At 69.9% G+C, this 15,245-nt stretch carries 14 protein-coding genes and 1 riboswitch; of the genes, 6 read left to right on the top strand and 8 right to left on the bottom strand.

The window, feature by feature from the left end:
• Positions 1–34 precede the first annotated feature (34 nt).
• A complete protein-coding gene (locus SSP08S_RS35940) occupies positions 35–421 on the top strand; it encodes a hypothetical protein (protein WP_019072482.1) in 387 nt (128 codons plus the stop codon).
• A gap of 148 nt (positions 422–569) precedes the next feature.
• Here the strand turns inward: SSP08S_RS35940 and SSP08S_RS35935 are convergent, their stop codons facing one another.
• From SSP08S_RS35935 to thrC, 5 genes are all read right to left on the bottom strand, one after another.
• Positions 570–1,700, bottom strand: a complete 1,131-nt coding sequence (locus SSP08S_RS35935) for an NADH:flavin oxidoreductase (RefSeq protein WP_019072481.1) — start codon at positions 1,698–1,700, stop codon at positions 570–572.
• Positions 1,701–1,907: 207 nt separating this feature from the next.
• Positions 1,908–3,530 carry a chaperonin GroEL gene (gene groL, locus SSP08S_RS35930; RefSeq protein WP_019072480.1) on the bottom strand — a complete coding sequence of 541 codons (1,623 nt, stop codon included), beginning with the start codon at positions 3,528–3,530 and terminating at the stop codon, positions 1,908–1,910.
• 340 nt (positions 3,531–3,870) lie between these two features.
• Complete coding sequence (locus SSP08S_RS35925) at positions 3,871–4,077, bottom strand: cold-shock protein (protein WP_007493268.1); 207 nt, start codon at positions 4,075–4,077, stop codon at positions 3,871–3,873.
• Between the two features lie 431 nt (positions 4,078–4,508).
• Positions 4,509–4,784, bottom strand: coding sequence for a MoaD/ThiS family protein (locus tag SSP08S_RS35920; RefSeq protein ID WP_019072479.1), 276 nt, complete (start codon positions 4,782–4,784; stop codon positions 4,509–4,511).
• Positions 4,785–4,876: 92 nt separating this feature from the next.
• Positions 4,877–6,208, bottom strand: a complete 1,332-nt coding sequence (gene thrC, locus SSP08S_RS35915) for a threonine synthase (protein ID WP_019072478.1) — start codon at positions 6,206–6,208, stop codon at positions 4,877–4,879.
• A gap of 15 nt (positions 6,209–6,223) precedes the next feature.
• A riboswitch (SAM riboswitch) is annotated at positions 6,224–6,375 on the bottom strand.
• A gap of 182 nt (positions 6,376–6,557) precedes the next feature.
• On the opposite strand from thrC, the gene SSP08S_RS35910 reads away from it, so the two are divergent.
• Both SSP08S_RS35910 and SSP08S_RS35905 read left to right on the top strand, forming a co-directional pair.
• Positions 6,558–7,502: a glucosyl-3-phosphoglycerate synthase gene (locus SSP08S_RS35910; RefSeq protein WP_019072477.1), complete on the top strand. Its 945-nt coding sequence runs from the start codon at positions 6,558–6,560 to the stop codon at positions 7,500–7,502.
• Positions 7,503–7,609: 107 nt separating this feature from the next.
• Positions 7,610–9,115, top strand: coding sequence for an alpha,alpha-trehalose-phosphate synthase (UDP-forming) (locus SSP08S_RS35905; protein WP_051106043.1), 1,506 nt, complete (start codon positions 7,610–7,612; stop codon positions 9,113–9,115).
• 116 nt (positions 9,116–9,231) lie between these two features.
• Here the strand turns inward: SSP08S_RS35905 and otsB are convergent, their stop codons facing one another.
• The 3 genes from otsB to SSP08S_RS35890 all read right to left on the bottom strand — a co-directional run bounded on the left by otsB (position 9,232) and on the right by SSP08S_RS35890 (position 11,737).
• A complete protein-coding gene (otsB, locus tag SSP08S_RS35900) occupies positions 9,232–10,098 on the bottom strand; it encodes a trehalose-phosphatase (protein WP_026179124.1) in 867 nt (288 codons plus the stop codon).
• A 62-nt stretch (positions 10,099–10,160) separates the two neighbouring features.
• Entirely contained in the window at positions 10,161–10,412 is a 252-nt protein-coding gene (locus SSP08S_RS35895) for a DUF3263 domain-containing protein (protein ID WP_019072474.1), read from the bottom strand.
• Positions 10,413–10,468: 56 nt separating this feature from the next.
• A complete protein-coding gene (locus SSP08S_RS35890) occupies positions 10,469–11,737 on the bottom strand; it encodes an extracellular solute-binding protein (RefSeq protein ID WP_078532625.1) in 1,269 nt (422 codons plus the stop codon).
• 110 nt (positions 11,738–11,847) lie between these two features.
• Here SSP08S_RS35890 and SSP08S_RS35885 point away from each other — a divergent pair, with 110 nt between their 5' ends.
• From SSP08S_RS35885 to SSP08S_RS35875, 3 genes are all read left to right on the top strand, one after another.
• Positions 11,848–12,792: an ROK family protein gene (locus SSP08S_RS35885; protein WP_026179123.1), complete on the top strand. Its 945-nt coding sequence runs from the start codon at positions 11,848–11,850 to the stop codon at positions 12,790–12,792.
• 80 nt (positions 12,793–12,872) lie between these two features.
• Positions 12,873–14,003: an N-acetylglucosamine-6-phosphate deacetylase gene (gene nagA / locus SSP08S_RS35880; protein ID WP_051106050.1), complete on the top strand. Its 1,131-nt coding sequence runs from the start codon at positions 12,873–12,875 to the stop codon at positions 14,001–14,003.
• A 125-nt stretch (positions 14,004–14,128) separates the two neighbouring features.
• Complete coding sequence (locus SSP08S_RS35875; RefSeq protein WP_019072470.1) at positions 14,129–15,058, top strand: 1-phosphofructokinase family hexose kinase; 930 nt, start codon at positions 14,129–14,131, stop codon at positions 15,056–15,058.
• Positions 15,059–15,245: the final 187 nt, after the last annotated feature.

Genomic DNA, 15,245 nt, shown 5'->3' with positions numbered 1-15,245 from the left:
GATCACCGTACGCACGCAGGGCGGAGAAGACATCGTGGGGTTCCCGAGAGACCCGGACACCGGCGCCATGTGGGCCGTACTGCTGGTGGCCGTCGGGCTACCGGCGCTGCTGTACGCGGGCATCGCCCGGTTCACCGGACACGGGCGCGGAGGCGGCGCGGTCTGGCGTCCGCTGCAGGACCGGCTCTACCTGGTCTGCGCCCTGCTCGCCGTCGCCGGCCACGCGGGCGCCTCGGTCGTGATCGACGGCTGGGGGGACGTCTTCGGGTTCACCCCGACCGCGTTCATGAGCGGCAGCTTCTCCAGCGCCCTCGCCTACACCGTCAGCGGGGACCAGAGGGGACGCGCCCTCCGCCCCATGCTCCTGCCGCTGACGCCGTACGCCCTCGCCCTCGGTTTCTTCGGTCACGTAGCAGGCTGAGCGGCCACCAAACCCAGCCCGTCCGGCGTTTGAGGACGAGGCCGTTCAGGCCGAAGCGGGGGTCTGGGGGCGGCAGCCCCCAGGGACGGGACGGGTAGGGGCGGCGGGGGCGAAAACCCCCGGCGCCCCCCGGCCGCACAACACAAGCTCAGCTCAGAGACTTCAGCGCCGCCGCGTCATAAGGCGCCAGCTCCTCCACCCGCCCCGCAAGCACCTTCGCCGCCCACTCCGGATCCTGAAGCAGCGCCCGCCCCACCGCGACCATGTCGAACTCGTCGCGCTCCAGGCTGTCGAGGAGGTCGTCGATGCCCTTGAGCGGGGCGCCCTCGCCACGGAAGCCCTTGAGGAAGTCCCCGTCGAGACCGACCGAGCCGACCGTGATGGTCTGCTTGCCGGTGAGCTTCTTCGTCCAGCCCGCGAGGTTGAGATCGGACCCGGTCTCCTCGAACTCGGGAAGCCAGTAACGGCGCGTGGACGCGTGGAAGACGTCGACACCGGCCGCGGCGATCGGCGTCAGGATCGCCTCCAGCTCCTCCGGGGTCTCCGCGAGCCGCGCCCCGTAGACATCCTGCTTCCACTGCGAGAAGCGGAAGATGATCGGGAACTCCGGCGAGACCGTCTCCCGTACGGCCGCCACGATCTCCGCCGCGAACTTGGTACGGGCGACCGCGTCACCGCCGTAGGCGTCCGTACGGCGGTTGGTGCCCGCGTACAGGAACTGGTCGAGGAGATAGCCGTGCGCGCCGTGGAGTTCGACGCCGTCGAAGCCGATGCGCTCGGCGGCGGCCGCGGCCTCGGCGAAGGCGCCGATGACGTCGTCCAGGTCCCGCTGCGTCATGGCCCTACCGGTGACCTCGTCGCTGCCGATGCGCAGCCCGGACGGGCCGACCGCGGGGGCGTCGGCGTAGGGCGGCTGGCCCTGCTCGCGGACCATGCCGATGTGCCACAGCTGCGGCACGATCGTGCCGCCCGCCGCGTGCACGCCCTCGGCGACCTTCGCCCAGCCCGCGAGCTGCTCCGCGCCGTGGAAGCGCGGCACGCGGTCGCTCTGCCCGGCCGAGTCGTGGCCGACGTACGTGCCCTCGGTGACGATGAGGCCGACGCCCGCGGCGGCCCGGCGGGAGTAGTACCCGACCACGTCCTCACCGGGGATGCCGCCCGGCGAGAACTGCCGGGTCATCGGGGCCATGACGATCCGGTTCGGGACGGTCAGGCCGTTGAGGGTGATCGGACGGGCGAGGACTTCGGCCGCTCGGGAGGCGGGGGCGGTCGTAGACACGTGTGGGGGCTCCTCATGAAACCGGGTACCAGGCGGTATGTGCGTATGCATCGATCATGCGTCAACAACAACCCCCGGGCCAAGCCCGTCATTCCACCCACCTCGCGCGAGACCCTGTGATCCCGCACACGCCCGAGGGCGGTACCCCCCGCCAGAAGCAGGGAGTACCGCCCTCGGTAAGACCGTTGATCAACCGGAAGGGGTCGATCAGAAGTCCATGTCACCGCCCGGCATGCCGCCGCCGGCCGGCGCGGACGCCTTCTCCGGCTTGTCGGCGATGACGGCCTCGGTGGTGAGGAAGAGCGCGGCGATGGAGGCGGCGTTCTGCAGGGCAGAGCGCGTGACCTTCGCCGGGTCGATGATGCCTTCCTTGACCAGGTCGACGTACTCACCGGTCGCGGCGTTGAGGCCGTGACCCGGGGTGAGGTTGCGGACCTTCTCCACCACGACGCCGCCCTCGAGGCCGGCGTTGACGGCGATCTGCTTCAGCGGGGCCTCGAGGGCCAGCTTCACGATCGCGGCACCGGTGGCCTCGTCACCTTCGAGCTCGAGCTTCTCGAAGACGTGGCCCGCCTGGATGAGCGCGACGCCGCCACCGGCGACGATGCCCTCCTCGACGGCCGCCTTCGCGTTGCGAACGGCGTCCTCGATGCGGTGCTTGCGCTCCTTGAGCTCGACCTCGGTGGCCGCGCCCGCCTTGATGACGGCGACGCCACCGGCGAGCTTCGCCAGGCGCTCCTGGAGCTTCTCGCGGTCGTAGTCCGAGTCGCTGTTCTCGATCTCGGCGCGGATCTGGTTGACCCGGCCGGCGACCTGGTCGGCGGAGCCGGAGCCGTCGACGATGGTGGTCTCGTCCTTGGTGATGACGACCTTGCGGGCGCGGCCGAGGAGGTCCACGGTCGCGTTCTCCAGCTTGAGGCCGACCTCCTCGGAGATGACCTCGCCGCCCGTGAGGATGGCGATGTCGCCGAGCATGGCCTTGCGGCGGTCGCCGAAGCCCGGAGCCTTGACGGCGACGGACTTGAAGGTGCCGCGGATCTTGTTGACGACCAGCGTGGACAGGGCCTCGCCCTCGACGTCCTCGGCGATGATCAGCAGCGGCTTGCCCGACTGCATGACCTTCTCCAGGAGCGGGAGCAGGTCCTTGACGTTGGCGATCTTCGAGTTGGCGATCAGGATGTACGGGTCGTCGAGGACGGCCTCCATACGCTCCATGTCGGTGGCGAAGTACGCCGAGATGTAGCCCTTGTCGAAGCGCATGCCCTCGGTGAGCTCGAGCTCGAGCCCGAAGGTCTGCGACTCCTCGACGGTGATGACGCCTTCCTTGCCGACCTTGTCCATCGCCTCGGCGATGAGCTCGCCGATCTGGGTGTCGGCGGCGGAGATGGAGGCCGTAGAAGCGATCTGCTCCTTGGTCTCCACGTCCTTGGCCTGCTCCAGCAGGGCACCGGAGACGGCCTCGACGGCCTTCTCGATACCGCGCTTGAGGGCCATCGGGTTGGCGCCGGCGGCTACGTTGCGCAGACCCTCCTTGACGAGGGCCTGGGCGAGGACGGTCGCGGTGGTCGTACCGTCACCGGCGACGTCGTCCGTCTTCTTGGCGACTTCCTTGACCAGCTCGGCGCCGATCTTCTCGTACGGGTCCTCGAGCTCGATCTCCTTGGCGATGGAAACACCATCGTTGGTGATCGTGGGGGCGCCCCACTTCTTCTCGAGGACGACGTTGCGGCCCTTGGGGCCAAGGGTGACCTTGACGGCGTCGGCGAGCTGGTTCATCCCGCGCTCGAGACCGCGCCGTGCCTCCTCGTCGAACGCGATGATCTTGGCCATGTGAAGTGGTCCTCCCGGACTGGGGTGGATTGCTCCGGACCGCGCTGGCGCCCGCGACGGACGGCCTGCCTGCCCCGTGGTTCCTTGCACCACCTGGCCTGCGGGCCTCACCGACCCGGTCCTTCGTTATCACTCTCACCTTCAGAGTGCTAACGCCAATGATTAGCACTCGGCATGGTCGAGTGCAAGCGGCTACCAGGTACTGACCCCCTGGCACGGGCCCCGACCGCACCCCGGCTCCGGGCATGCCGAAGGGCCCGTACCCCAGGAGGTGACCCCCAGGAGTACGAGCCCTTCGGTGAAGAACGAAGAACGTCGCTGCTGTTCGTCGGCGCGTGCTTCAGCCGGTCGCGAGCCGGACCATGTCCGCCTGCGGCCCCTTCTGACCCTGCGAGATCTCGAAATCGACCCGCTGACCCTCTTCCAGGGTGCGGTAGCCGTCCATCTGAATCGCGCTGTAGTGGACGAAAACATCCGCACCACCGTCGACCGCGATGAAGCCGTACCCCTTCTCCGCGTTGAACCATTTGACGGTGCCCTGAGCCATGCCTAACTCCCCTATTACTGGCCCTTGCACGGATCCGCACTTCGCGGATCCGGGTCAGACCTCACCCCCCACAGGATTGGGGGCGTGCGCCGGAACGCGTCGACCGCGGCCGAATGTATCCGTCCAACTGCCGTCTGCAACAGGTCAATCCGACGAGAATTCCGGGCAGGACCGGTCGGGAATTTACGGAGAATTCGTCCGACTTCAGGGCAAGTCGGGCCGGATAAAGGGCACATAAGGCGCAAAAGACCTGCACACTTTGGCTACTTCTCATCGCACGCGGAGCCGGTACTCATATGCGTTCGGCATGCGGAGTGGAGCGCGTTCCCCAACTGTACCCCGCTCAACCATAGAGAATTGCCCCCTCCGCTTCTCTCACGGAGGGGGCAATTCGATGAACTCTTGGTAATCGACGTTACCTAGGGTAACGATCAGCCGCCCGCGACGGCCGGAATGATCGAGACGCCGGCCCCGTCCGGAGTGGCCGTCTCCAGCCCCTGCTCGAACCGCACGTCGTCGTCGTTGACGTACACGTTGACGAAACGGCGCAGCTTCCCCTGGTCGTCGAGAACACGGGCGGAGATCCCGGTGTGGTTCTTCTCCAGGTCGCTGATGACCTCGGCGAGGGTGGCACCTTCGGCGGCGACCTCTGCCTTGCCTCCGGTGTAGGTGCGCAGGATGGTGGGGATGCGAACGGTCACGCTCATGACTTTCAACCTCCGGTCAGGTGGGGGCCTTTAGGGGCGCGGGGAACTGCGCGACCAGCCCCCACCGGACCCGCAGACGAAAAACAACGAAACTAGGACGCGAGCCCAGCTTCCCTGAACGACTCAAGGCTCGGGCGGATGGTCGCGGTCAGCCCAGTACCAGCAACCGCGTCCAGCGTCTTCAGACCGTCCCCGGTGTTCAGCACCACCGTGGTCAGCGTCGGATCCAGCAGCCCGTTCTCGATCAGCTTCTTCGCCACACCGACGGTCACCCCGCCGGCAGTCTCCGCGAAGATCCCCTCCGTGCGGGCCAGCAGCTTGATCGCGTCGACGACCTGCTCGTCGTTGACGTCCTCCACCGCACCGCCCGTACGCCGCGCGATGTCGAGGACGTACGGCCCGTCGGCCGGGTTGCCGATGGCGAGGGACTTCGCGATGGTGTTCGGCTTCTGCGGCCGTACGACGTCGTGCCCGGCCTTGTAGGCCACGGACACCGGCGAGCAGCCCTCCGCCTGGGCGCCGAAGATCTTGTACGGCTTGTCCTCGACGAGCCCGAGCTTGATCAGCTCCTGGAGCCCCTTGTCGATCTTCGTGAGCTGCGAGCCGGAGGCGATCGGGACGACCAGCTGGTCGGGAAGCTTCCAGCCGAGCTGCTCGCAGATCTCGTACGCCAGGGTCTTGGAGCCCTCCGCGTAGTAAGGCCGCAGGTTGACGTTGACGAAGCCCCAGCCCTCGCCGGCCGGGTCGCCGATCAGCTCGGAGCAGAAGCGGTTCACGTCGTCGTAGTTGCCCTCGATGCCGACGAGCTCGCCGCCGTAGATGGCGGCCATGACGACCTTGCCCTCTTCGAGGTCGTGCGGGATGAACACGCAGGAGCGGAAGCCGGCCCGGGCGGCGGCGGCACCCACGGCGCCGGCGAGGTTGCCGGTGGAGGAGCAGGAGAGGGTGGTGAAGTCGAAGGCGCGGGCGGCCTCGATGGCCTGGGCCACGACCCGGTCCTTGAAGGAGTGCGTCGGGTTGCCGGAGTCGTCCTTGACGAACAGCTTGCCCGCGTCGACGCCCAGTTCGCGGGCGAGGTTGTCGGCCTGGACGAGCTTGGTCCAGCCGGGGTTGATGTTCGGCTTGGTCGCCACGTCGGCGGGGACGGGCAGGAGGGGCGCGTAACGCCAGATGTTCGCGGGACCCGCTTCGATCTGCTTGCGGAGCTCTTCGGTGTCGTAGGCCGAGAAGTCGTAGGCGATCTCCAGCGGGCCGAAACACTCCTCGCAGGCGAAGACCGGGCCGAGCGGGACGCGGTGGCCGCACTCGCGGCAGGACAGCGCGGCGGCGGGGCCGAGATCGACGGTGTTCGTGGAGTTCGGTTCCGCGGCGGTCGTGTCCGTCTTCGCGGGGTTCGTGGTGCTTGCAACAGTCTGCGCAGCCATGGAGGCGAGGCCCTTTCCTCATCTTCCTCACGACGCGTTTCGCCGTGAGACGGATTTGGCACCTTCCCGAGCCGGGAGCCTCGGCACATGGACGACATGCGACAAGACCGGCTGGAGGGTTGCCGGGGCTTCAACGGGCCGTATCCCTCTGCCCCTCTGGATGAGCGGTGTTCAGTTGTGTATGCGATTGTCCCGCCGACGGCCCCCGACATGCGATGGTCATCAGCGTTGTTCAAGACTGTAACCGAAGGCCAGGACAGTTGAGTGAGCCGTCCGAACCGCGAGATGGATCACTTACTCACTGTCTGTGACCAGCCCTCGCCGAGAGAACGCAGAGGAGCCGCGCAACGTGCTGAAGGAAGTCGAGCACTGGCTGAGCACCCGCTCCTGGTCCCTGACCGATCGGCCGCTCCACAAGATTCTTGCCGCGAAGCACCGTACGGGCCAGTCGGTCTCCGTCGTGCTGCCCGCGCTCAACGAGGAAGCGACGGTCGGTGACATCGTCGCGATCATCCGTCACGACCTCATGCAGCAGGTCCCGCTCGTCGACGAGATCGTCGTCGTCGACTCCGGGTCCACCGACCGCACCTCCGAGGTGGCCGCTGCGGCGGGCGCCCGGGTCGTGCACCGCGACGACATCCTGCCCCGCATCCCCGCCGTGCCCGGCAAGGGCGAGGTGCTGTGGCGCTCGCTGCTGGTGACCGGCGGCGACATCGTCTGCTTCATCGACGCGGACCTGAAGGAGTTCTCCTCCGACTTCGTCACCGGGATCGTGGGCCCGCTGCTCACCGACCCCGGCGTCGACCTCGTCAAGGCGATGTACGACCGCCCGCTCGGCGGCGCCGCCGGCCAGGGCGGACGGGTCACCGAGCTGATGGCCCGCCCGCTGCTGAACATGCACTGGCCTCAACTGGCCGGATTCGTCCAGCCGTTGGGCGGCGAGTACGCGGCCCGGCGCTCGCTGCTCGAGCAGCTCCCGTTCCCCGTCGGCTACGGCGTCGAGCTGGGCATGCTCGTCGACGCGCTGCACCTGGTGGGGCTGGACGCCCTCGCGCAGGTCGACGTGGGCGTGCGCAAGCACCGGCACCAGGACGGGCAGGCGCTGGGGCGGATGGCCGCGCAGATCTACCGCACGGCCCAGCTGAGGCTGGCCCGCGGGCATCTCATCCGGCCGTCGCTCACGCAGTTCGAGCGGGGTCCGGACGGTTTTGAGCCGCGCACGTACTCCGTGGACACGGAGGAACGGCCGCCGATGGCCGACATCACCGAGTACCAGTCGCGCAAGGTGGCGTAAGCCTGCGGCACGGTGGCCCGGGGCCCGGGTCCGTATACGGACCCGGACGGTCCGCCGTCGGGCGTCCGTACGTTTGAGCGTTTCCGGGCCGGGCTAGGTTGTGCCGTATGGCTTCCACGGCTTCTACGGCTTCCACGCCCTCTCCCGGTGCTGCTCAGGTGCTCGTCGCGTCCAATCGCGGCCCGGTCTCGTACGAGGTGGGCGACGACGGTTCGCTGCACGCCCGGCGCGGGGGCGGCGGGCTGGTGTCCGGGCTTTCGGCGATCGGGCCGGACGCGGGGGCGCTGTGGGTGTGCTCGGCGCTGTCCGACGGCGACCGGGAGGCGGTGCGGCGGGGCGTCGGCGAGGACGGCGTGCGCATGCTCGCCATCCCGGCCGACGTGCACGCCGACGCGTACAACGGCATCGCCAACTCCGTGCTGTGGTTCGTCCACCACATGCTGTACCAGACCCCGCTGGAGCCGGTCTTCGACGCGGAGTTCCGGCGCCAGTGGGCGTCGTACGAGACGTACAACCGGGCGTTCGCCGAGGCGCTGGCCCAGGAGGCGGCCGAGGGCGCGGCGGTGCTGGTGCAGGACTACCACCTGTGCCTGGTCCCCGGGATGCTCCGCGAACTCCGCCCCGACCTGCGGATCGGGCACTTCTCGCACACTCCGTGGGCGCCGGTGGAGTACTTCGCGATGCTGCCGGACGACATCCAGGTGCGGCTGATGGAGGGCATGCTCGGGGCGGACCGGGTGGCGTTTTTGACCTGGCGGTGGGCGACGGCTTTCCAGAACTGCGCGGGCGGGGTCGACCCTGACCGCTGGCTCTCCACCTGGCCGTCGGGCGCCCCGCGGGCCATCGAGCACTTTGAGAAGGACGAGACCACCCGCCGGGTGCGGATCGCCCGCCGGACGCTGATCGGCGTGCACAGCCTCGGCGCCGACGCCGAGTTCCTCCACGCGCGCTCGCACCAGGCGGACGTCGAGGAACGGATGGCCGCGCTGCGCGAGGAGATCGGCGAGGGCCGCAAGACCATCGTCCGGGTGGACCGCACCGAACTATCGAAGAACATCGTGCGCGGCCTGCTGGCGTACCGCCAACTCCTCGACGACCACCCCGAGTGGCGGGAACGGGTCGTGCACGTCGCCTTCGCCTACCCGTCCCGGCAGGACCTCGCCGTGTACCGGGACTACACGGCGGAGGTGCAACGGGTCGCCGACGAGATCAACTCCCTTTACGGCACGCCCGGTTGGACCCCGGTCGTCCTCCACGTCAAGGACGACTTCGCCCGCTCACTGGCCGCGTACCGCCTCGCCGACGTGGCCCTCGTCAACCCCATCCGCGACGGCATGAACCTCGTCGCCAAGGAGGTCCCGGTCGTCTCCGACGAGGGCTGCGCGCTCGTCCTCTCCCGCGAGGCAGGCGCCTTCCAGGAACTGGGCAAGGACGCGATCACCGTCAACCCCTACGACGTCATCGGCACGGCCAACGCCCTCCACGAGGCACTCACCATGCCGGACGAGGAACGAGCCGAACGAACAAAGAGGCTGGCCGTCGCGGCAACGGCACTGCCGCCGGCCCAGTGGTTCCTGGACCAGCTGAACGCGCTGCGGGATCAGGTGAGTTGATCGGCCGGCGTCGACAGCAGGGCTACGGTCCCGCCGGGTGGCGTCCGCCAGGTTGTTGCGGCGGGCCCGGCTCGCCGCTGCCGGCGCGGGGCACAGGAACGGACACCCCCACCCGATCAGCCCAGTTGAGCCGCCAGCGCCGACAGCAGCCCCACAACCCCCGCCGCTCCGTCCACCACCAGGTCGGCCCGCTCCCGCAGTTCTGTCACCTCGTCGTTGCCGCTGCACACGAGGAGGCCGGGGAGGCCGTCGGAGCGGAGTTTTTCTACGGCGGCGAAGGCGGGGAGGTCGCCGAGGTCGTCGCCGGCGTAGAGGACGGACTCGGCGCCTGTTTCGCGGAGGTAGTCGGCCAGCGCTACGCCCTTGTCCATGCCCGGTGGGCGCAGCTCCAGGACCAGGCGGCCGGGTTCGACGATCAGGCCGTGGCGGGTGGCGAGGTCGGTGAGGGGGGCGCGGAGGGCCTCGAAGGCGGCCTGGGGGTCGGTGGCGCGGCGGGTGTGGACGGCGACGGCGCGGCCCTTCTCCTCGATCCAGGTGCCCTGCCAGGCGCCGATGCGGTCGAGGAAGCCGGGGAGTTCGGCGCGGACCGCCGCGACTCCCGGGTGCGGGGCGGGGGCGCTGACCGTGCTGCTCACCGCGTCCCAGCGCTCCGTGCCGTAGTGGCCGAGGACGACCAGGTGTTCCAGGCCCGGTACGCCCGCGAAACCGCCGTTGCGCACCGAGACGCCCGCCGGGCGGCCGGTGATCACGGCGACGGCGGCGACCTTCGGGGCGAGGGCGGCCAGCGCGGGCACCGCGCCGGGGTGCGCGCGGGCCTGCTCGGGGTCCGCGACGATCGGTGCGAGCGTGCCGTCGAAGTCGAGCCCGATCACCGCGGCGGACGGGCGCGCGAGGATCGCTTCCAGGCCCTCACGCCCGGCACCTGTGCGAGGGGTCGGCAGGGTCGGTAGTACGGGATCGGTGGAGTCCTTAGGGCTGCCCATACGGCGACCCTATCCGCGCGGGGCCGACCGTACCCCTCGCCCATCACCCCTCGGCCGGACCCTCACCGCTCCGAACGCCGCGTCTCCCGGACCCGTCGCAGCCTGTTCACCGTCACCGGGTCGTGGGCGAGCGCCCGCTCGTCGTCCAGCAGGGCGTTGAGCAGCTGGTAGTAGCGCACGGGGGCCAGGCCCAGCTCCTCGCGTATCGCGCGCTCCTTCGCGCCGGGGCCCGGGAAGCCGCGGCGCTCCAGCGCGAGGATGTCCTGTTCCCTCCGGTGGAGGGGAGGAAGCCGCGAGGGCCGGTCGTTGTCCATGCCCTGCACCGTAGCCCCCGCCACTGACACCGGCCCCGGCCCGTCCCGGCCGCCTCCTACTTCCCGCTCTCCGCCAGCGTCGCCGCCGCCTGCAGCTGCCCCAGCACCGCCCCCGGGCTGCCGTTCGCGGCGACCGCCCGCCCTATGCGCTTCTTGATGTCGGCGCTGACCGTGGCCCAGGAGGTGTTGCCGACCGGATAGAGCGTGGAGAGGGGGAGCTCCTCCAGGAACGGGCGGAGGTCCTGGTCCTGCTTCGACGCCTCCATCACCTTCGACGCGGAGTTCGTCACCGGCAGCAGGTCGTACTCACGGGAGAAGGCGAGGACGTTCTTCTCGCTGTAGACGTAGTCGAGGAAGTCGCCGATCTGGTCCCGGTGGCCGTTCTGCTTGAACGCGGTCATCCAGTCGGCGACGCCCATCGTGGTCTTGGCCTTGCCGGTACGCCCCGGCATCGCGACCGTGCCGAACTTGACGCCCTTCTTGGCCGCCTGCTGGATGAGGGTGGGGTGGCCGTTGAGCATGCCTACGTCACCGTTGGCGAAGGCGGCGAACGCGTCCGCGCGGTTCAGCTCGGCGGGTGCGACGGGACCGGTCAGCCCCTTGCCGACGAGGTTGTCCCGCAGCCAGGTGAAGGTGGAGATGTTCTCCGCGGAGTCCAGGGTGTAGGAACTGCCGAGCTCGTCGGTGTAGCCGCCGCCTCCGCCGAGCAGCCACTGCATGGTCTCGGCCTGCGCCTCCTCGGAACCGAGCGGCAGCGCGAACGGGTACTTCACGCCACGCGACTTCAGCGCCTCCGCGTCCGCCGCCAGCTCGCTCCAGTTCTTCGGCGGGGTCAGTCCGGCCTCGGCGAAGAGGGTCTTGTTGTAGAAGAGGACGCGCGTAGACGCGGCGAACGGAATGCCGTACTGGACGTGGCTCACCTGCCCCGCGTCCGCGAGCGGCTCCAGAAGATCGGCCTCTACGGGGATGGAGAGCAGGTCGGCGGTGGAGTACAGCCTGCCTTCGTCGGCGTAGTCGGCGTACGCGCCGATCTGCGCCATGTCCGGGGCCTTCCCCGCGTCGACCATCGCCCTGACCTTGGCGTCGACCTCGTTCCACGAGTACACGCTGACGTCGACCTTCACACCGGGGTGCTTGGCCTCGTACGCCTTGACGAGCGCGTCCCAGTACTTCCGCGAGCTGTTGGACGCCGAGTCGCCGTAGTCGGCGGCGACGAGTCTCAGGGTCACATCACCCGAGTCCCCGCCGAGGCCGCAGCCGCCGAGGACCGCCGTCATGCCCAGTACGGACATCGCCGCGATCATTCCTGTCCTGCGCCGCTGCACTGCTGACTCCCCAAAGCTTTGCTGTCGTGACGTTCGCTCCGCGAACCCATAAGGTCTACACCACGTAAGTGGACTAGACCTCTCGCGGGTAGACGGGCCACACTGTCCCCGTGAGACATGTCATCGCCCTCGACGTGGGCGGCACCGGGATGAAGGCCGCCCTAGTGGGGGCCGACGGCGAGCTGCTGCACCGGGCCCGCCGGGCGACCGGCCGCGAGCGCGGCCCGGACGCGGTCGTCGAGCACATCCTCGGCTTCGCCGCCGAGCTGCGCGCGTACGGCGAGGAGCACTACGGCGAGCCCGCGTCCGCCGCCGGAGTCGCCGTCCCCGGCATCGTCGACGCCGAGCGGGGCGTCGCCGCCTACTCGGCCAACCTCGGCTGGCGCGACGTACCCCTGCGCGACCTGCTCGCCGCCCGGCTCGGCGGTGTCCCGGTCGCCCTGGGCCACGACGTGCGCACCGGCGGCCTCGCCGAGGGCAGGATCGGCGCGGGCAAGGGCGCCGACCGCTTCCTGTTCGTACCGCTGGGCACCGGCATAGCGGGCGCCATCGGCATCGACGGCCGGGTCGAGGCGGGCGCCCACGGCTTCGCGGGCGAGATCGGCCACATCGTCGTACGCCCCGGCGGCGCCCCCTGCCCCTGCGGCCAGACCGGCTGCCTGGAGCGGTACGCGTCGGCGGCGGCGGTGACGGAGGCATGGGCGGCCGCTTCCGGCGACCCGGACGCGGACGCGGCCGGCTGCGCCAAGGCCGTCGACTCCGGCGACCCCCGCGCCGAGACCGTCTGGCAGGAGGCCGTAGCCGCCCTCGCCGACGGCCTCGTCACCGCCCTCACCCTCCTGGACCCCCGCACGATCATCATCGGTGGCGGCCTGGCCGAGGCGGGGGAAACGTTGTTCACACCACTGCGGGAGGCGGTCGGGGACCGGATCACCTTCCAAAAGCTGCCGACGATCGTCCCCGCCGCCCTCGGGGACACCGCGGGATGCCTCGGTGCCGGCCTCCTGGCCTGGGACCTCCTGACCACAACCGACCGCATGGAGGTAACCCCCTAATGCCAACCCACCCAGGGGCGCGGGGAACTGCGCGACCAGCCACGACGAGCCCGCACTCCGCGACGGCCAATGCGCCCCTGATCCTGTCCGGCGCCAACGTGGTCCTCCCCACGGGCATCGTGCGCGGCGGCCGAGTCATCGTGGACGGCACGAAGATCACCGGCGCGGCGCCCGACAACGCCCAGGTCATCGACGTCACCGGCCACTGGCTGGTGCCCGGCTTCGTCGACCTCCACAACCACGGCGGCGGCGGAGCCTCCTTCACCTCCGGCACCGTCGACGACGTCCTCAAGGGCATCCACACCCACCGCCTGCACGGCACGACGACCCTCGTCGCCTCGACCGTCACCGGCGAGATGGACTTCCTGACCCACCGCGCCGGCCTTCTCTCCGAACTCGCCGAACAGGGCGACCTCGCCGGCATCCACTTCGAGGGCCCGTTCATCTCGCCGTGCCGCAAGGGCGCGCACTCCGAGGCGCTGCTGCGCGAGCCGGACCCGGCGGACGTGCGCAAGCTGGTCGACGCGGCGCGCGGCAGCGCCAGGATGGTCACCCTCGCGACCGAACTCCCGGGCGGGCTCGACTCCGTACGGCTGCTCGTCGAACTCGGCGTCATCGCGGCGATCGGGCACACCGACGCGTCGTACGAGCAGACGGTCGAGGCGATCGACGCGGGCGCGACGGTCGCCACGCACCTGTTCAACGCGATGCCGCAGCTCGGTCACCGTGAGCCCGGACCGATCGCTGCGCTCCTCGAAGACGAGCGCATCACCGTCGAGTTGATCAACGACGGTACGCATCTGCACCCGGCGTCCCTGGAGTTGGCGTTCCATCACGCGCGCGCAGACCGCGTGGCGTTGATCACGGACGCGATGGACGCGGCGGGCTTCGGCGACGGCCGGTACATGCTCGGCCCGTTGGAGGTCGAGGTGAGCGAGGGTGTGGCGCGGCTGGTGGAGGGCGGTTCGATCGCGGGCTCGACGCTGACCCTGGACCGGGCCTTCAAGCGGTCGGTGACGGTCGACCGGCTGCCGGTCGAGGACGTGGTCGCGGCGATCTCGGCCAACCCGGCGAAACTGCTGGGGAGTTACGACGAGATCGGCTCGCTGGAGCCGGGCAAGTACGCCGACCTGGTGCTGCTGGACGCCGACTTCGACCTCAAGGGCGTGATGCGGCGCGGCACTTGGGTGGTCGAGCCCCAACTGGGCTGATATGTGACGTGGTTGACGGCGGCGGTTGTCCCGGGGGACTGGGAGGACCGCCTCCCGTTTGACATCATCGAGCCTCCGGAACACAGAGCAAGCGCATTCATGCGGTCTTCGGGGGAGGTCGCCCGGTGATTCTCACCGTCACACTGAACACCGCGCTCGACATCACCTATCGGGTACGGGAGTTGCGGCCGCACGGCACGCACCGCGTCTCCGAGGTGACCGAGCGGCCCGGCGGCAAGGGGCTGAACGTGGCCCGCGTGCTGGCCGCCCTCGGCCACGAGGTGACGGTGACCGGGTTCACGGGCGGTGCCACGGGACGGGTCGTTCAGGAGCAACTGGCCGGTACGCCGGGGGTGTTGGACGCGCTGGTCCCGGTCTCCGGGCCCACCCGGCGCACGACGGCGATCGTGGACGACCTGACAGGTGACACGACTCAACTCAACGAGCCCGGCCCGACGGTCACTTCGGCGGAGTGGGCGGCGTTCCAGGAGGCGTACGAGGCCCTGTTGGGCGGGGTGTCGGCGGTGGCCCTGTGCGGGAGTCTGCCGCCGGGGGTGCCGGTGGGCGCGTACGCGGGCCTGATCCGCACGGCTCGGGCGGCCGGCGTCCCGGTGTTGCTGGACACCAGCGGCGAACCCCTCCGCCGCGGAGTCGCCGCCCGCCCCGACATCCTCAAGCCCAACACCGACGAACTGGCCGAACTCACCGGCTCCCACGACCCGTTGCGCGCCACCCAGGACGCCCGACGCCGGGGCGCCCGCACAGTGGTCGCCTCCCTGGGCGCACGGGGCCTCCTCGCGGCAACTCCGGAAGGCACCTGGCACGCGACACCCCCGGCCCGCATACACGGCAACCCGACCGGCGCAGGCGACTCGGCAGTCGCGGGCCTGCTGTCCGGGTGGGTGGAACGCCTGCCCTGGCCGGCCCGACTGGCCCGCGCGGTCGCCCTGTCCGCGGCGACCGTACTGGCCCCGGCAGCGGGCGAGTTCGACCGCCCGGCCTACGAGGAACTGCTGGGGCGGGTCGCGGTGACGGGGGACGCCAGCGCGGCTTGAAACCAACCAACCTTGACCGACGACCGCCGATACACACCAACCCTTAGTACATCTAGTCGCCAGCGACCAAGATCCACCACTCGCTGGAGGAACACACGCGCAAATCGTCGGCCATCAAGCAACTCGCTGCTCTCGGAATGGCCTCAATGGGACTCGTCGTCTCTTTGAGTTCCACCGCGTCGGCGGA

The sequence above is a fragment of the Streptomyces hokutonensis genome (assembly GCF_000376565.1).
GTDB classification, from domain to species: Bacteria; Actinomycetota; Actinomycetes; order Streptomycetales; family Streptomycetaceae; genus Streptomyces; species Streptomyces hokutonensis.
Note: the sequence above shows the minus strand (reverse complement) of the source record. Positions and strands in the feature narration are given on the sequence as shown.

Bases quoted from the DNA above. Each gene is read 5' to 3' on its own strand.
- groL (WP_019072480.1), bottom strand. From the start codon at position 3,530: ATGGCCAAGATCATCGCGTTCGACGAGGAGGCACGGCGCGGTCTCGAG.
- SSP08S_RS35925 (WP_007493268.1), bottom strand. From the start codon at position 4,077: ATGGCTCAGGGCACCGTCAAATGGTTCAACGCGGAGAAGGGGTACGGC.
- SSP08S_RS35920 (WP_019072479.1), bottom strand. From the start codon at position 4,784: ATGAGCGTGACCGTTCGCATCCCCACCATCCTGCGCACCTACACCGGA.
- thrC (WP_019072478.1), bottom strand. From the start codon at position 6,208: ATGGCTGCGCAGACTGTTGCAAGCACCACGAACCCCGCGAAGACGGAC.
- SSP08S_RS35905 (WP_051106043.1), top strand. From the start codon at position 7,610: ATGGCTTCCACGGCTTCTACGGCTTCCACGCCCTCTCCCGGTGCTGCT.
- otsB (WP_026179124.1), bottom strand. From the start codon at position 10,098: ATGGGCAGCCCTAAGGACTCCACCGATCCCGTACTACCGACCCTGCCG.
- SSP08S_RS35895 (WP_019072474.1), bottom strand. From the start codon at position 10,412: ATGGACAACGACCGGCCCTCGCGGCTTCCTCCCCTCCACCGGAGGGAA.